Consider the following 17,828-nt stretch of genomic DNA (forward strand, 5'->3'; position numbering starts at 1 on the left):
AATAGGGAAGCTAATTTTAGCTTCCCTGTTTTATTGGTTATTGTTCAGATGAAATCATTTTTATATCCTCTTGCTCTACTTTTGAATTTATAATTTCTGTTTGTTCGTTAACAAGACCATTTAGGTTTTTAATTTCTATATCAAGTTCATTTGTAATTTCTTTAAAGAACTGTTTTGCTTGTTGAGTAGGGGCATAATCTCCTCTTTGCGAATCTGCTAAAAGAAAAGCAAGCCTATTATTTATTCGAATACCATAATTAAGTGGATCTTGACTACTTTGATTTTTAGTCATATGAATATTATTTTCAATCACCGAAAGTTCAGCTTCATAATCAGATATTAGCTGCTGTAAAGCACTATTATCTTTAGTTTTATCTTTAAGATACGTTAAGTCTTTTTGAACACTCCTTATTTTAATAATAGCTTCATTTGCTTTGCTTACTTCGTCACGTACGGCAATTAAAAAATCGAATTGTTCTTGATATTCATTCTGAGTATTGGGCAATCTTGGGTCTTTTACAATGCTAAATTCCTGTTCTTGAAATTCCCCATTAACAGTGAGCTTTAATTTATAGGTGCCTGGCGTTACTTTTGGACCTTTATTTGGTGAGGAATAAAAAATCATACCTTCAAATGTCTTAAACCCTGGATAACGCATATTCCAAACCAATTTGTTTCCACCAGCTTTTACTTTTAAAGCTTTTACCGCTGAGGGGTTCAGTTTGTTCAGTTTGGCACTATTTGAAAAGCTCTGTATTAATGAACCGTCTTTTTGCAAAATATCTAGTTGAACAGAATCGCTTTCTTGATACTTATTTAAAACATAGTTGATGATAACACCGTCAGGATGGTTCTTGCCTACCAATTTTGGGTCTGGTTCAGACCATCCGCCAGATTGGTGCATTCTATAAGAAATATCTGGTTTATAAAGATGAAAATCACTGTTTGCTACTTCGGGCGACAGTTGATGAAGCGGTGTTAGATCATCAATAATCCAAAAACTTCTTCCATGGGTGGCAACAATTAAATCGTTGTCCCTAACCTGTAAATCTCGTATGGCCGTAATTGGAAGATTTAATTGGAAAGGTTTCCATGATTTACCGTCATCAAATGATATATACATACCCCATTCGGTGCCGGCGTATAATAGTCCTTCACGTACAAGATCAGTTCTGATTACTCTTGTGTAATAATTATCTTTAATGCCATTTGTGATTAGAGTCCAGTTTTTTCCGTAGTCGTCCGTTTTATAAAGATAAGGAGTGTAATCACCAAATTTATATGATGTTGCGGCTACATATACCGTGCCTTTGTGAAAAGGGCTGGGATCAAGGGAATTAATCATATTCAATTTTGGAGACATTGAAGCTGGTGGTGTTACATTCGTCCAAGTAGAACCATTGTCTCTTGTTACATGAATTAAGCCATCATCACTACCTGTCCAGATTACACTTTTCTCAAGAATAGATTCAGAAATAACAAAAATATTTGAATAAAATTCAGCTCCTGTATTGTCTTGGGTTATTGGTCCGCCAGAAGATTCTATTGTTTCAGGAAGACTTCTAGTTAAATCTGGCGAAATGGTTTTCCAAGATTGACCTTCGTCGGTCGTAACATGAAGAAAATTAGACCCTGCATACAATTTATTGGAATCATGTCTACTGAATGATACAGGATAGTTCCAATTAAAACGGTATTTCATAATCTCAGCTCCTGAACCTGCCGGATTATCTGGCCAAACATTAGTTGATCTTGCTTGACCGGTCGTGTGGTCTAATCGGTTCATGTACCCTTTATAGGTTCCGCCATAGACAATTTGGTTGTTTTTTGGATCTGGAGCTAAATGTGCACTTTCACCACCAGCTGTAGGTTCCCAATCTCTTTCAGTAATTGATTCGCTAGATGTTCTGTGAGAAATGCGTATTGCTGTGTTGTCTTGTTGTGCACCATAAATACGATATGGAAAAATACTATCCGTTGCTATTCGATAAAATTGTGCTGTAGGTTGGTTGTGATAAGTTGTCCAATTATTGCCGCCATCATTTGAAATTTGAGCACCACCGTCATCTGCAATAATCATTCGATTATTGTTATTAGGGTCGATCCACAAATCATGATGGTCGCCATGCGGTGCGTTTTTAAGAGTAAAGGTTTTTCCGCCATCTGTAGAGACGCCATAACTGACGTTCATGATATAGAGCTTATCTATATTCTCTGTGTCTGCATAGATACGAGTGTAATACCAAGCTCGCTGGCGTAGTGCTCTATTCTCATTTATCTTTTCCCAAGTAGCCCCTGCATCATCAGATTTGAAAAGGCCACCATTTTCAGCTTCAATAAGAGCCCATATACGATTCGAGTCTACCGGTGAAACCGTGATACCGACTATTCCCCAAGGAAAACCCGGTAATCCAGATTTTGTTGAAATATCGTTCCATGTATCTCCACCATCAGTACTTTTAAAGAGTTTACTATCGGATCCCCCACTATCCATTCGGTATCCGTTTCTTTTCATTTCCCATGTAGAAGCGTAAATTATTCTACTATTGTTCGGGTCTAAGATTAAATCGCCCGCACCGGCTTTATTGCTGACATATAGTACTTTTTCCCAATTATCACCACCATCCTTAGAGCGAAAAACACCTCTTGTTTCATTTGGTTTCCATAGATTTCCAATAGCGGCTACGTAAACCAAATCAGGATTTTTAGGGTGAATTCTTATTCTAGAAATGTGTTCTGAATCTTTGAGCCCAATAAATTCCCAAGTTTCTCCTGCATCCATACTTTTCCATAATCCTTTCCCAGAAGAAACATTTCCACGTAATGTTTGTTCACCTTCTCCAACATAAATAATATTTGGGTCAGATTCAGATACGGCAATGGCACCAATGGAACCTCCAAAATATCCATCAGAGATACATTGCCAACTATTGCCTGCATCTGTGGTTTTCCAAACACCGCCGCCTGCGGTTCCCATATAATAAAGATTATTATTGTTGGCGACACCGGTAACCGTACCGGCACGACCACCTCTAAATGGTCCGATAGGTCGATATGCCATACCGTTATATAAGGTTTCGGTATAGCTAACAGTGTTTTTTTTATGTTGAGCGTTTAAATTTTGAAATGGTGGTAAACAGAATATTGCAATTAGAATGGTTAAGTGTAACTTTTTCATTTTAAAGTGAGTTGTAGTTAGATTCATTAAAAATAGAATTATTTAATCTTCATTGATAATCGACATGGCCAAACTTTTTTATTTCTATGAAATTCATGATTTTATAAAGATACTTAGGCCTATTTACAGGAAAAAATGAATACCTGAAATTTTAAAGTTTAATTTTTAGTATACATTTGTAAGCATAAACAAGGTTGATGGCGAAAAATTTAGTAATTGTTGAGTCCCCTGCAAAGGCCAAAACTATAGAGAAGTTTTTGGGAAAAGATTTTAAGGTTGAATCGAGCTTTGGTCACATTGCGGATCTGCCTTCAAATGAGTTGGGAGTAGATGTCGAGAACGATTTCACTCCAAAATATATAGTTGACAAGGATAAGCAGGCTCTGGTCAAAAAACTAAAGACGCTAGCCGATAAAGCTGAAACTATCTGGCTCGCGAGTGATGAAGATCGCGAGGGAGAAGCTATTTCTTGGCATTTAGCAGAAGAACTAGGTTTAGATAAGAAAAAGACCAAGCGTATTGTATTTAACTCCGTTACAAAATCCGCCATACAAAAGGCAATTGAGAACCCTAGGGAAATCAATTACAATTTGGTGAATGCCCAACAAGCAAGACGTGTTCTTGACCGTTTAGTTGGGTATCAACTATCGCCTGTTTTATGGAAAAAAATTAAGCCAGGTCTTTCTGCTGGTCGTGTTCAATCTGTAGCGGTTCGTCTTATAGTAGAGCGAGAACGAGATATTGAAAATTTTGAGCCACAAGCAACTTTTAAGATTGCGGCAGAATTTCAAACAGAAGAGGGAAGTGTTTTTTCGGCCAAGTTGAACAAAACTTTCGATACGGAAAAAGAAGCTAAGGCCTTTTTAGAGAAAAATATATCTGCTGACTTTTCAGTTAGTAAATTAGATAAAAAACCAGCTAAAAAGTCACCATCTGCACCATTTACAACCTCTACACTTCAACAAGAAGCTTCAAGAAAATTATATTTTTCTGTAGGTAGAACCATGCAAGTGGCACAACGATTATATGAAGCAGGATTAATTACCTACATGAGAACGGATAGTGTAAACTTGTCCAATGAAGCATTGACAGCCGCTAAAGAGGCTATCGTTAAAAATTATGGTGAGAAATATAGTCATACTAGAAATTTCACAGGTAAATCTAAAGGAGCTCAAGAGGCGCACGAAGCTATTAGGCCTACCGAGATTACCAATCAATCTCCATCATTGGAGCGAGATCAGTCTAAATTGTACGATTTAATTTGGAAACGTACTATTGCATCTCAAATGAGTGATGCTCAACTAGAGCGTACCAATGTTAAAATTAAAGCGAATAAGCATAAAGAAGAATTTACTGCAAACGGTGAGGTAATAAAATTTGATGGGTTCTTAAAAGTTTACATGGAAGGTGTAGATGATGAAGATGTAGCAGAAGAGCAAGAAGGAATGTTGCCTGCAATGAAAGAAGGAGAGTCTTTACTGAATAACTACATTTCAGCTACCGAGCGTTTTACCAGGCCTCCTTACCGATTTACAGAAGCATCTTTGGTTAAAAAACTAGAAGAGTTAGGTATTGGTAGACCATCTACATATGCGCCAACTATATCTACTATTCTTAATAGAGGATATGTTGAAAAAGGTACTATTGAAGGTACTGAACGTAAGTATCAACAATTAATCTTGGAATCAAATAAAATTCAGGAAAAGAACCTTACAGAAAATGTTGGCTCAGACAAAGGCAAAATGGTTCCAACTGATATTGGTATGATTGTTACCGATTTCTTGGTTGCCAATTTTGCTAATATTTTAGACTATAACTTTACTGCTCAGGTTGAAGAAGATTTTGATGAAATAGCTTCCGGTGATGAAGATTGGAAGAAAATGATGAAAAACTTTTATAAAGATTTTCATCCAAATGTAGTAGATGTAGAAGAAAATGCGGATCGCGCAAGTGGAGAAAGAATTTTAGGCATAGACCCTAAAAGTGGAAAGCAGGTTTCGGTTCGTTTGGGAAGATTCGGTCCAATGGTACAAGTCGGTACTGTTGATGATGAAGAGAAACCAACTTTTGCTAGTTTGTTGCCAGAGCAGTCATTGAATACTATTACCTATGAAGAGGCAATGGATCTATTTAAGCTTCCAAGAAAACTTGGTGTTTATGAAGGGGAAGAAGTATTGGCGAATGTCGGTAGATTTGGACCTTATGTGAAATTTGGAGAAAAATTTATTTCTATGGATAAAGGTGAAAGTGCCTTTGAAATTGAAATGGATAGGGCAATTGAGTTAATTGTTGCAAAGCAGAAAGCCGATGCACCAGTTGCAATGTATGAAGAAAAAGAAGTTACCAAGGGAGTCGGTAGATTTGGGCCTTTCATTAAATGGAACGGAATGTTCATTAATGTCAATAAAAAATATGACTATGATAATCTATCAAATGATGATATCATTGAACTTATCGAAACTAAGAAACAAAAGGAAATAGATAAAGTCGTACAAAACTGGGAAGAAGAAGGTATACGTATCGAAAAAGCTCGATGGGGTCGCCATAATGTTCTAAAAGGCAAGATTAAGGTAGAATTGGCAAAGACTGTAGATGTAACTAAAATGTCTTTAGAAGAAGCTCAGAAGTTGATAGATAAAAAAACACCAAAGAAAAAGGCAAAAGCTAAACCTAAGTCAAAAAAGTAATATATTTTTAGATCGTAAGATCAGTGTAATATGTTCATGATTCCTAAACTACTTGTAAATGGCCTTTGATTTTTTAGTTCCGGTACCGGACAAAGTTTTGGCCCATAATGAGTTACTGCCTAGTCAGTCAATTGGTAAAAATACCTATATACATACTGAAAAGGACGGGTTGCCTGTTCTGGCCAATGCTACTGTGGCCCTTTTAGGGGTTAGGGAGTCTAGAAATGCCTATGAAAAAAAGCACGAGAAATTAGATGTCTCTGGTATTCGATTGCAATTTTACAAGCTATTAATCGGTAATTGGAACGGTACCATAGTAGATTTAGGTGATATAGAAGAAGGTGCAACAGTAGATGACACCTATTTTGTTGTAAAAGAAATAGTGGCAGGTTTATTAGAGGAAAATATTATCCCGATAATACTTGGTGCTACCCAGGATCTTACATACCCTGCCTATAGAGCTTTTGATGGCATTAGAGATATGATCAATCTCGTGGCTGTCGATAGTAGGTTCGATTTTGGTATCGAAGATGAAATTATATCTTCTCATTCTTATATGAGTAAGATCATTACTGATAAGCCCAATAATCTTTTTAATTTTTCTAATATTGGTTATCAAAGCTATTTCAACGCTCAAGAAGAAATAGATTTAATGGAACGTTTATTTTTTGATGCTTATCGACTTGGCGAAGTTGCCAATGATATTTCTTTGGCAGAACCGGTACTTAGAAATGCGCATATGGTAAGTTTAGATTTACGATCTGTTAAGGCAAGTGAAATGTCATTTTCAGGTAATTTTTCGCCCAATGGTTTTGACGGTCGCGAAATATGTGCCATTGCGCGATATGCCGGTATAAGCGATAGAGTCTCTGTTTTTGGCTTGTACGAGATGGAAAACACCGTGCAGTCCCAGCAATTAATAGCTCAAATTATTTGGTATTTTATAGAAGGTATCAATTACAGAATTCAAGAAACTCCATACTCTAAAACTGAAGACTTTGTGAAGTACAATGTGCCCAGCGAAGATGAAGAATTAGTGTTCTACAAAAGTTTATTAACAGAAAGATGGTGGGTAGAAGTCCCATCAATTTTCACTTCACATACTAAAGGCCATACACCTGCGTTATTACCTTGCACCGAGAAGGATTATTTAGATGCATGTAATCAACGTATTCCTGAAAGGTGGTTTAAAGCTTATAAAAAAGGCTTTAATTAACAAGAATAATTTTTAAGCATTAAAGGCTTTAATACAATATTTTATATAAAACATAGTTTTAGATGTTAGAATAAATCATTGTATTCTGAGTTTAACCATAATCGAAATTTAACCTAAAGTATGAAGAAGCTATTGTTATCCTCTATAGCGTTTGTTTTTTTACTCACCAGTTGTGGGTCTAAGACTAAAGGAGAGCTAACCGGTGTCCAGGGAAAAAAGTGGTACCCGGAAAAACCATATGGAATGGAACTTATCCCAAGAGGTTCTTTCATTATGGGTAAGAGTGAAGAAGACCAAGCAAAATTATTGAACGCACCGACCAAAACGGTTACCGTACGTTCTTTTTACATGGACGACACAGAAATCACAAATAGTGAGTATCGTCAATTTGTAGAATGGGTAAAGGATTCTATAGTAAGAACCAAATTGGCAATATTAGCAGATGAGTTGGGTATCGGCCCTGAAGAAGGCGGTATCGGTGATTACGCATTTAAAGATGCAGATACTACGAGAGCATCTGTTTATGATAAGTATATGCTAGATAATTATTCTGGAATGGGCGAAACCGGTTACGAAGGTAGAGCTTTGAGTAAGGATGAAGATTTGGTCTGGAATACATCAGACTATCCAGATGAGTACTATACTGAAATAATGGACTCTATGTATTTGTCTGAAGAAGAATCTTATAATGGTCAACGTACTATAGATGTTAAGAAACTAAAATTCAAATACAATTGGATGGATATCGAAGCAGCGGCACGTTCTTCTTTAAAAGGGAATAATAGTAGAAAAGACTTTATTCGTACAGAAGAAGTAGAAATTTATCCAGATACAACCGTATGGATCAGAGATTTCTCTTATTCGTATAATGAACCAATGCACAACGACTATTTCTGGCACGATGCCTATAGTGAATATCCAGTAGTAGGTATTACCTGGCAACAAGCAAAAGCTTTTTGTAATTGGAGAACGAAATACAAGAACGACGATAACAAAAGTAGAGGTAAGCAGTTCGTTAATCAATTTAGACTTCCTACCGAAGCAGAATGGGAGTATGCCGCTAGAGGTGGTATTGAAGGTGGAACATACCCTTGGGGAGGACCTTACGTAATAAGTGATACAGGATGTTTTATGGCTAATTTTAAACCACAACGTGGTGATTATGCCGCAGATGCCGCACTGTATACAGTAGAAGCGAAATCTTATGAGCCAAACGACTTTAATATGTACAATATGGCCGGTAACGTTTCTGAATGGACAAATTCAAGTTATGACCCTAGCGCATATGATTACGTATCAACGATGAACCCTAACGGCGGTGATCAATCGAATACTAGAAAAGTTATTCGAGGTGGTTCTTGGAAAGATGTAGCTTACTTCTTGCAGGTAAGTACAAGAGATTACGAATATGCAGATTCTGCTCGTAGTTACATAGGATTCAGAACCGTTCAAGATTATATGGGCGAAGAGGATTCAACACAATAAATAATAGTATAAACAGTTTTATTATAAGTTCAAATTAAATTTTAACCAAATCTTTTTTATTAAACCTTAAATTCAATTAAAATCATGGCACAGTCAAAATCCACAAAAAAATTATTTAACATGGCCTACGGCCTAGGAGCATCAGTTGTAATTATTGGTGCATTATTCAAAATTCTTCACTGGGAGTTAGGTCCTTTAAACGGAGGTATTCTTCTAGCGATAGGTCTTATTACAGAGGCACTTATATTTGCGATCAGTGCATTCGAACCAGTAGATGAAGAGTTAGATTGGGCATTAGTTTATCCAGAATTAGCTGGTGCTGAAGGTAAAGCTCCTAAGAAAGGACAAGCTGCTGAAATAAAAGAAGCAGAAGCATCTTTATCTAAAAAATTAGACGATTTGTTAAAAGAAGCAGGTGTAGACGCAAGTCTTATGGAGAGCTTAGGTTCTAGCATAAAAAACTTTGAAGGTGCCGCTAAAGGTATCGCTCCTACGGTAGATGCAATGGAATCTACTAAGAAGTATTCAAATGAAATGGTTCAAGCTGCATCTCAAATGGAGTCTTTAAACAGTCTTTATAAAGTACAATTGGAAAGCGCTAGCAGACAAGCTTCTGTAAATGAAGAAGTAGTACAAAATGCAAGTGCTCTTAAAGATCAAATGGCATCATTGTCTACAAACCTTTCTTCATTGAATGGTGTTTATGGTGGTATGTTATCCGCAATGAGTAAAAACTAAATTGGATTTTAATAAAACCCAAGTCAATTATTAATTAAAATCTAAAAAAATAAATCCATGGCAGGAGGAAAAAATTCACCAAGGCAGAAGATGGTCAACTTAATGTATTTGATCTTCATCGCAATGCTGGCATTAAACATGAGTAAAGAAGTATTAGCTGCATTCGGTATAATGAATGAAAAGCTAGAGACTTCAAACGCAATGACAACCGCAAGTAACGAAGCGTTCTTAGGTAGTCTGGAAACTAAAGCATCTGAAGATGCAGCTAAATATGAAAAGCTGTACAAGAATGCTCAACAGATTAAAGCAATGTCTCAAGAATATTATGATTATTTAGAGTCGCTTAAAACTGGAATGACTGAAGGTCTTGAAAATCCTAAGGATTATGCAAGAATGGATATGTCAGATTTCTTAGATCAAAAGTTCTTTCAAGGCGATAATCTTTCTGAAGGTGGAAAGGAATTCATGAAAAGAATTACGGATTATAGAGATAATGTAGCAGCTATCGTACCAGCTTCTCTGAAAGCATCGGTTATAGATCGTTTTCAAACAGGAAACGAAGAAGGTAAGGTTCAAGCTAAAGATGGAATGCAAGATTGGATCAACTATCATTATGAAGGGTATCCTTTAGTAGCATCATTGGCAAAGTTAACTGCACTTCAAGCAGATGTAAAAGTTACTGAAGAGGCAGCTTTGAAATCTATGTTAGAAGGTGAGTTAACAAGTCAAGTTTCTTTAAAGAATTTTGCAACATCTCTTACAGCATCTAAATCTGCATATTATACAGGTGAGAAGTACGATGGTAAGATTATCATTAGTAAAACTGATAATTCTTCTACTCCAGTTAGAGCTGAACTAACGTTAGATGGTAGAAAACTTTCAGAAGGTTCTGATTATAAATTAGAAGCAGGTGGAGTTAAGATGCTAATAGGTTCTGGTTCTGCCGGTGATCATGAAGTAAAAGGTATGATCTACTTTAAGCAAGATGGTGAAGAAATTCCTGTAGAGGTTAATAATTCATTCGCAACAATATCTAAGCCAGGTGGCGCTTTAATCGCAGCTGATAAAATGAATGTTGTTTACCGTGGTGTAGCGAATCCAATGTCGATTTCTATACCAGGTATTGCAAATAACAAAGTAAATGCTTCTGCACCAGGTTTAAAGTCAATAGGCGGTAGCAAGTATGTTATGAACCCAGGTACTGGTAGAACAGTTACTATTAAGGCTTCAGGTACATTGCCTGATGGTGAGCCAGTTGGATCATCATTAGAATTCAGAATTAAAGATATTCCAAGACCAGAAGGTAGTGTAAGTAAGCAAACAGGTAGTATTAAACTTCCAAAAAGAAATGTTGAAATAGCTACTATTGGTGCTGGTTTAGAAGATTTCGATTTTGATTTGAATCTTGCAGTAAGCGGATTTAAATTCAAAGTACCAGGTCAACCTACTGTTTCTGTAAGAGGAAATAAGATGGATGGTAAAGCTAAAGCTGCTTTACAACGTGCTAAAAGGGGAGATATCGTTCAAATATTTGATATCGAAGCTTATATTACGAATAATAAAAGCTACAAGTTGAAAAAAGTATCTCCTGTAGTTGTGGAGATTACAAACTAAAATAAATGGAATTCTACCGGGTAAGCCATTTGGTATTGCCCGGTTAATTTTAAAGTGAAACAAACATGAATTGGAAAAATGTTTTAGTAATGGGAGCGGTAACTATGTTACCAATATCGATGATGGCCCAAGCAAATGTATTGAATGCCAAAAAACCCGATGAGGTTGGTGTGCGTACAGAAGCTCAGAAAGCTGTCGATAACGATGCTCCGTTAGAATACGGTTATGTAGATGATAGAGATATACTTTGGTCTAAAACTTTATGGGAGGCCATCGATTTAGATGAGAGAGTTAATTTCCCATTATATTATCCAACAGATACTATGGATATTGGACCAGATAGAAGGTCTTTATATAATGTTCTAATTAAAAACTTAAAGAGTGGAAAATTAGAAACGTATACAGATTCTTATTTCACTAAAAAAAGGTCTTTTGGCGATTTAAAAGATGCCTTGCAGATGGTTGATACTCTTGATTATGGGTATGAGCAAATGAATGCAGGTGAAACTGTTTCAGAAGAATATATTACTCGTAGAAATATATCTTCAGCCGATATAGAAGAATATCATATTAAAGGAATATGGTATTTTGATAAAAGACAAGGTGAGTTGAAATACCGTCTTTTAGGTATAGCACCAGTTGCGCCAGATGTAAACTTTATGGATGATGATAACCCTGATATGGTTGAACTTTTCTGGGTTTGGTATCCGGATGCACGTGAAATACTTCATGAATCAAAAGTTTTTAACCAACAGAATTCAGCTCAGCCTATCTCTTTTGATATGTTGTTGAACGCAAGAAGGTTTGATGCAGTTATCTATAAAGAGGATAATGTTCAAGGCGATAGGAATATTGATGATTATATTTCAGATAATGCCTTGTTCCAGTTATTAGAAGCTAAACGTATCAAAGAAACTATTCGAGATAAAGAACAGGATATGTGGGCTTATTAAGCAAAATAAAACATCCAATTCATAAAATAAAAACCCAATCGAAAGATTGGGTTTTTTGTTTTTACAAATAAATGTATTCATTTGTCATTACATTTGCGGCATGGTAGATTACATGGTAGTAGGATTAGGATTGGCAGGCACTGCTTTTTGCGAAACACTGCGTAGAAATAACAAAACTTTTGTTGTTTATAATAATCAGTCGCAAACATCTTCAAGAGTTGCAGGTGGACTCTATAATCCTATTATTTTAAAACGTTTTACATTGTCGTGGAGAGCAGATGAACAATTAGCTGTATCTGCTGATTTTTATAAGCAACTTGAGCAATTTTTGAATATTCAATTTGATGAAAAGTTGAATGTATTACGAAAATTCGCCTCTATTGAAGAACAGAATTTATGGTTTGAAGCTGCGGATAAAAATAGCTTGAAACCTTATTTAGATACGCAATTAGTTTCAAATAAGAATTCAGGGCTTAAGGTTCCTTTCGCATTCGGGATGGTTTTGGAAACCGGTAAACTAGACACCCAGATTCTCTTAGATGGGTATATGAAATGGTTGCAACAAGAAAAACGAATATTCGTAGAGACTTTTGATTATAACGAGTTGAAAATTCTACAAAATTCTGTTAGCTATAAAGGTGTAAAAGCTAAAAATGTAGTTTTTGCTGAAGGTTTCGGAATGATGCAGAATCCGTATTTTAAGTATTTGCCCATGCAAGGCTCAAAAGGAGAGTACTTGGTAATTGAAGCAAAAGGGCTTCTAGAACGTAACATTATAAAATCGTCAATTTTTTTAATTCCTTTAGGTGATGATCTATATAAGGTAGGGGCAACTTATAATAGGGACCAAAAAGATAACAGCATTACTGAAGCTTCTAAGGAAGAATTACAAAGAAAATTAGATAGCCTTTTAAATTGTAGTTATAAGGTAATCGGTCAAGAGGCTGGCGTTAGACCAACGGTAAAAGACAGAAGGCCTTTAGTAGGTAAACATCCAAAGTATAATAATCTATGGGTTTTAAATGGTTTTGGTTCACATGGTATTATGATTGCTCCTTGGGCATCAAAAGCATTATATGAACAAATAGAAATGGAAGCACCAATACTAGCTGAAATGGATATTGCAAGGTTTAATAAAAATTAGGAGCTCTTAAGCTTAACTTTCGAATCATATTTTACAAAAATGTTGATCCAAATGTTTCTAGACAATCTCATAATTACCGGCATAAAGACAATCATGGTAATTACAATGGCAATAAATGTTTGAATGAGGTTGGCTCCGATGATTAATTTTGCGATAACAAAAGCGGCTACAGCAAAGGCAATTCCTACTCCATAACTCACATACATTGCCCCATAAAAAAAAGAAGGCTCTATTTTATATTTAAGGTCGCAATGACCACATCTTTCATGCATTTTAAAGATTTTGCCCAAATGATATGGGTTTTTGTCCAAATACATACTTTCTTGGTGACATCTTGGACAACTTCCTGTTAAAATGCTGTAGAGTTTGTTTCCTTTTTTTAACATTTGCAAAACTTTATACAAAGGTACGATTTTAAGGCTCTTTTCAAATTTTTGAGAAGCCATTAAACACAAATTTTGCTTAAGAATAATCATGATTAAAAAGTGATGTTTTTAAGAATAAACTAGAAGAATTATTTATGTTAAACGTTCACAACCTATCAGTATCCTTCGGCGGAGAATATCTTTTTGAAGAAATCTCTTTTCGATTAAATGGAGGAAATAGAGTAGGTCTTGTAGGGAAGAATGGTGCAGGTAAATCAACCTTATTAAAAATGCTTAATAAGGATATGCCTTTAGATACCGGCGTTATTGCAGTTGAGAAGGATATTAAAATAGGTTTTCTTAGACAAGATATTGATTTCGTACAGGGTAGATCGGTATTGGATGAAGCGTACCAAGCTTTTGAGGAAATTAAGGCCTTAGAGCTAAAGTTAGATGAAATTAATCATCAACTGGCAGAACGCACCGATTACGAAACCGATTCGTATAGTCAGCTTATTGTAGATTTAAATGATGTTTCTCATCATTATGAAATTTTAGGAGGGTACAATTATCAAGGTGAAACCGAAAAAATTCTTCAGGGTCTAGGTTTTAGACGCGAAGATTTTGAAAAAAAGACCGAAACTTTCTCCGGTGGTTGGCGAATGCGTATTGAGTTAGCAAAGTTATTATTGCAAAGTAACGATGTACTGCTGCTCGATGAGCCGACAAACCACTTGGATATTGAATCTATTATTTGGTTCGAACAATTCTTGAATAATTACACAGGAGCCGTTGTTATTGTTTCGCACGATAAAATGTTCTTGGATAATGTTACTAACAGGACTATCGAAATATCATTGGGTCGTATCTATGATTACAATAAGCCATATACACAATACCTTGTTTTAAGAAACGAAATCAAGCAACAACAGGTAAACGCCCAAAAGAACCAAGAAAAAGAAATTCAACAAGCAGAACGGCTTATTGAAAAGTTTAGGGCAAAATCTACCAAAGCATCTATGGCGCAATCCTTAATTAAAAAACTGGATAAAATTGAGCGTATAGAGGTTGATGAAGATGATAATAGTGTAATGAGTCTGCGTTTTCCAATATCCGTTATTCCTGGTAGGGTAGTAGTTGAAATCGAAGGGCTTTCAAAGGCCTACGGTAGCAATCATGTGCTTGATGATATTAACCTTTTAATAGAACGTGATAGCAAAACTGCGTTTGTAGGTCAGAATGGTCAAGGTAAATCAACTTTAGCCAAAATTATTGTAGGCGATTTAGAGCATAAAGGACATTTGAAATTAGGTCATAATGTTCAGATAGGATATTTTGCTCAGAACCAAGCGGAGTATTTAGATGGTAATAAAACCATTTTAGATACGATGATAGATGCTGCCAATGAAAAGAATAGAAGTAAGGTTCGAGATATCTTGGGCTCTTTTCTATTTAGGGGAGATGAAGTTGAAAAATATGTAAAAGTTTTATCGGGTGGTGAAAGAAACCGACTTGCCTTGGCGAAAATGTTATTGCAGCCATTTAATGTATTGGTAATGGATGAACCTACCAACCACCTCGATATTAAATCGAAAAATGTATTAAAACAAGCATGTTTAAATTTTGAGGGTACATTGATTCTGGTTTCTCACGATAGAGATTTTCTACAAGGCTTAACAAATAAGGTCTATGAATTTAAGGACCAAAAAATTAAGGAATATCTTGGTGATGTAGAGTATTATTTAGAACAACGTAAAGTCGAAAACTTTAGAGCTATTGAAAAAAAGCAGGTAGTTGCCGTTGAAAAGGAGAAGCCAAAAGAATCGAACTCTTTTCAAGACCAGAAAAAAATAAAGAGTTTAAAAAACCAATTAAGCTCAATAGAAAGTAAGATTGGTAGTCTTGAAAAAGAAATTAAAGAAATTGACCATAACCTCTTGGTGGACTATGATAAAACAATTGCGAAAACTAACTTCTTTGATACTTACCAGGCAAAGAAGGATAAATTAGAGAAGCTAATGCAAGATTGGGAAGTTCTTACAATAAATATAGAATCCATAGCGTAGTCAAATTTCATAGACCATGCTTTTAGTGAGTTTCACAACATAAATGGGCGCTTTCACAACAAATGCGGGTTGGTCAACGATAAAATTTTAGTTTTTACCGTTATTAGTTGAAATTTGTAGGATAATTCTTAACTAAAGGAATTTCCTTAACCGCCGACATATGAAAAAACTATACTATTTAAGTTTTAGCTTATTTTTTATCACAACAGTATGTGTTGCAGAAATATCGAAAAAGGAGAAGAAAGCCTTGGTTGATCTGTACACTTCTACTAATGGTAAACACTGGGTCAAAAAATGGGATTTAAATACTCCGGTTGCTCAATGGCACGGTGTAACAATCGAAGATAATAAAGTAGTTGAAATTAATTTGTTCCATAATAATCTTATGGGACCTATATCTTCTGAGATTGGAAAATTAGAACATCTTAAAGTATTGAATCTTGCTTTTAATTCTTTAACTGGTGCACTTCCTGCAGAAATAGTTAATCTGTCCAATTTAAAAGTATTGAAATTAGAGATGAACAGGCTCAATGGTGAGATTCCTAATGAAATTGGAAATTTAAACCAGTTAGTAGAGCTTTCAGCTTTTAATAATTTTCTAACCGGTGAGATTCCTAATGAAATTGGAAATTTAAAAGGGTTAAAAATCTTAAATCTTTCAAGTAATGATTTTTATGGGGATATACCTGCATCTTTAGGGCAGTTGTCACAATTGGAAACATTAGGCTTATTTGAAAACAAATTAGAAGGTGCTATTCCAAAAGATATGGGTATGCTAAGCAATTTGAAAGAATTGGTTTTAGCGAATAATAGGCTTAATGGTGAAATTCCTAATGAATTTGCTCAATTGGTAAGTTTAGAGGTTTTTCAAATTCAAAATAATAATTTCAGTTCTTTTAAAGCTTTAGAGTTTTTAGAAACCAAAGAATACTTAGTTTTTGATTATGATAAAGATGATAGAAAACTTGATTTTAAAGATATCAACTTTAGTAAGACTAGAATGGCCGATACAAAGTTTGAAGATATAGAAGAATAAGAGTAGTTTACACTTTTAGTTAGTTTGGTGATAGAAAGAGATGTTGTTCAACATCTCTTTCTTGGTTTAGTACTTTAACATTTTAAGAGTATCATAAATTTATTTTTTGAACGTTATATAGTAGGTGCTTTTTAGTCTGCCCTTTATTTCAAAAGGGCCAACAGGTATTGCGAGTTGAAAAATACACCTATGATCAAATAATTTTCTCATTATGAAAAACATTCTAAAATATAGCTTCATATTTCTTTTTATGACGAGTGGTTACATGGTTAATGCACAGATTCCTATAAGTGAAAAACAATATTTAATAGAATTCCATAAAACCACAGTTGGTGAGCAATGGCAAAAAACTTGGAATTTAAATGAGGATCCTTCTTCGTGGTACGGCGTTGAAATTAATGATGGTCATGTTGTTGGTTTAAAGCTATACCGTAATAATCTTAGTGGAAAAATTCCAAATGGTATCGCCGCTCTTACCAATTTAAAGACTTTGAATCTTTCATTCAATACCTTATCGGGCAAACTGCCTAAAGATTTATTTGAATTAGGAGCGTTAAAGTCACTTAGACTTGAAATGAATAAGTTAAGCGGTGCATTGCCTCAAGACTACTCTAAAATGAAAAGCCTTGAAGAACTATCTATGTTTAATAATTTATTTCAGGGCGCTATACCAAGCGGAATTGGAGAATTAGAAAATTTAAAAGCTTTGAACCTTTCAAGTAATTATTTAGAAGGTAGTTTGCCAAAGTCAATAGAAAAACTAGCGAATTTAGAAAGGCTAGAACTTTTTGGTAATAAGTTGGCTGGTTCAATAGAGGTAGATTTAGGTAAGTTGGTAAATTTAAAAGAGCTTATACTTTCCTATAATCAATTCGAAGGTGACTTGCCAAGTAGCATGGCTACGTTAAGTAATCTTGAATTTGTTCAATTACAGGGCAATGACTTCAGGTCTTTGAATTCATTATTAAGAATGCAAAGTCGAAATTTAGCTGTTTTTGATAGTGACGACGAATTTTTAAATATGAAATTCGGTAATAATGAAGCGGGCAAGAGTCGTTTGGTAGATAATAAGTACGAGGATGTAAAGAGAAATTAAAAACTCTTCAATTATATAAAAGGGATGCATTGGCATCCCTTTTTTTATGTTCATCACTAAGAAAATATCGAATACTTTATGATTACTTTAACCATATAAATGTTAAAAGCCATATACGTTTTTTTGTAGTTTCGCTTTTTGTTTACTGATTTTCAAAAGTTTCTAAGATTTGCCAATTTAACATTCACAATTCTATTTAATCATCCATTTGGATGTAACTATATTAAACAGAAGATAGGTATGTCTTAGT

Annotated in this window: 12 protein-coding genes; 10 read left to right on the forward strand and 2 right to left on the reverse strand. The window is 35.0% G+C overall.

Annotated elements, in window-relative coordinates; all coding sequences use genetic code 11:
• Positions 1-37: 37 nt before the first annotated feature.
• The gene (locus AACZ41_RS09915) at positions 38-3,178 is read right to left on the reverse strand and encodes a glycosyl hydrolase (RefSeq protein WP_339628271.1); all 3,141 of its coding nucleotides are present in this window, start codon (positions 3,176-3,178) and stop codon (positions 38-40) included.
• Between the two features lie 197 nt (positions 3,179-3,375).
• Here AACZ41_RS09915 and topA point away from each other — a divergent pair, with 197 nt between their 5' ends.
• From topA to AACZ41_RS09950, 7 genes are all read left to right on the forward strand, one after another.
• Entirely contained in the window at positions 3,376-5,865 is a 2,490-nt protein-coding gene (topA, locus tag AACZ41_RS09920; RefSeq protein ID WP_339628272.1) for a type I DNA topoisomerase, read from the forward strand.
• Between the two features lie 58 nt (positions 5,866-5,923).
• The gene (locus AACZ41_RS09925; protein ID WP_339628273.1) at positions 5,924-7,081 is read left to right on the forward strand and encodes a formimidoylglutamase; all 1,158 of its coding nucleotides are present in this window, start codon (positions 5,924-5,926) and stop codon (positions 7,079-7,081) included.
• 120 nt (positions 7,082-7,201) lie between these two features.
• Positions 7,202-8,566 (forward strand): gliding motility lipoprotein GldK, encoded by a 1,365-nt coding sequence (gene gldK, locus AACZ41_RS09930; RefSeq protein ID WP_339628274.1) that lies wholly within the window; start codon positions 7,202-7,204, stop codon positions 8,564-8,566.
• 84 nt (positions 8,567-8,650) lie between these two features.
• A complete protein-coding gene (gldL, locus tag AACZ41_RS09935; protein ID WP_339628275.1) occupies positions 8,651-9,304 on the forward strand; it encodes a gliding motility protein GldL in 654 nt (217 codons plus the stop codon).
• Positions 9,305-9,361: 57 nt separating this feature from the next.
• The gene (gene gldM, locus AACZ41_RS09940; RefSeq protein ID WP_339628276.1) at positions 9,362-10,918 is read left to right on the forward strand and encodes a gliding motility protein GldM; all 1,557 of its coding nucleotides are present in this window, start codon (positions 9,362-9,364) and stop codon (positions 10,916-10,918) included.
• A 65-nt stretch (positions 10,919-10,983) separates the two neighbouring features.
• Positions 10,984-11,871: a gliding motility protein GldN gene (gene gldN / locus AACZ41_RS09945; protein WP_339628277.1), complete on the forward strand. Its 888-nt coding sequence runs from the start codon at positions 10,984-10,986 to the stop codon at positions 11,869-11,871.
• Positions 11,872-11,971: 100 nt separating this feature from the next.
• The gene (locus tag AACZ41_RS09950; protein ID WP_339628279.1) at positions 11,972-13,015 is read left to right on the forward strand and encodes an FAD-binding oxidoreductase; all 1,044 of its coding nucleotides are present in this window, start codon (positions 11,972-11,974) and stop codon (positions 13,013-13,015) included.
• Here AACZ41_RS09950 and AACZ41_RS09955 read toward each other — a convergent pair.
• Positions 13,012-13,401 carry a DUF983 domain-containing protein gene (locus tag AACZ41_RS09955; RefSeq protein WP_339628403.1) on the reverse strand — a complete coding sequence of 130 codons (390 nt, stop codon included), beginning with the start codon at positions 13,399-13,401 and terminating at the stop codon, positions 13,012-13,014. The genes AACZ41_RS09950 and AACZ41_RS09955 overlap by 4 nt on opposite strands.
• A 134-nt stretch (positions 13,402-13,535) precedes the next feature.
• Between AACZ41_RS09955 and AACZ41_RS09960 the strand changes: the two genes are divergently transcribed.
• The 3 genes from AACZ41_RS09960 to AACZ41_RS09970 all read left to right on the forward strand — a co-directional run bounded on the left by AACZ41_RS09960 (position 13,536) and on the right by AACZ41_RS09970 (position 17,578).
• Positions 13,536-15,446, forward strand: coding sequence for an ATP-binding cassette domain-containing protein (locus tag AACZ41_RS09960; RefSeq protein WP_339628280.1), 1,911 nt, complete (start codon positions 13,536-13,538; stop codon positions 15,444-15,446).
• Positions 15,447-15,606: 160 nt separating this feature from the next.
• The gene (locus AACZ41_RS09965; protein WP_339628281.1) at positions 15,607-16,482 is read left to right on the forward strand and encodes a hypothetical protein; all 876 of its coding nucleotides are present in this window, start codon (positions 15,607-15,609) and stop codon (positions 16,480-16,482) included.
• Between the two features lie 211 nt (positions 16,483-16,693).
• Positions 16,694-17,578 carry a hypothetical protein gene (locus AACZ41_RS09970; protein ID WP_339628282.1) on the forward strand — a complete coding sequence of 295 codons (885 nt, stop codon included), beginning with the start codon at positions 16,694-16,696 and terminating at the stop codon, positions 17,576-17,578.
• Positions 17,579-17,828: the final 250 nt, after the last annotated feature.

The organism is uncultured Maribacter sp., assembly GCF_963974015.1.
Lineage (GTDB): Bacteria > Bacteroidota > Bacteroidia > Flavobacteriales > Flavobacteriaceae > Maribacter.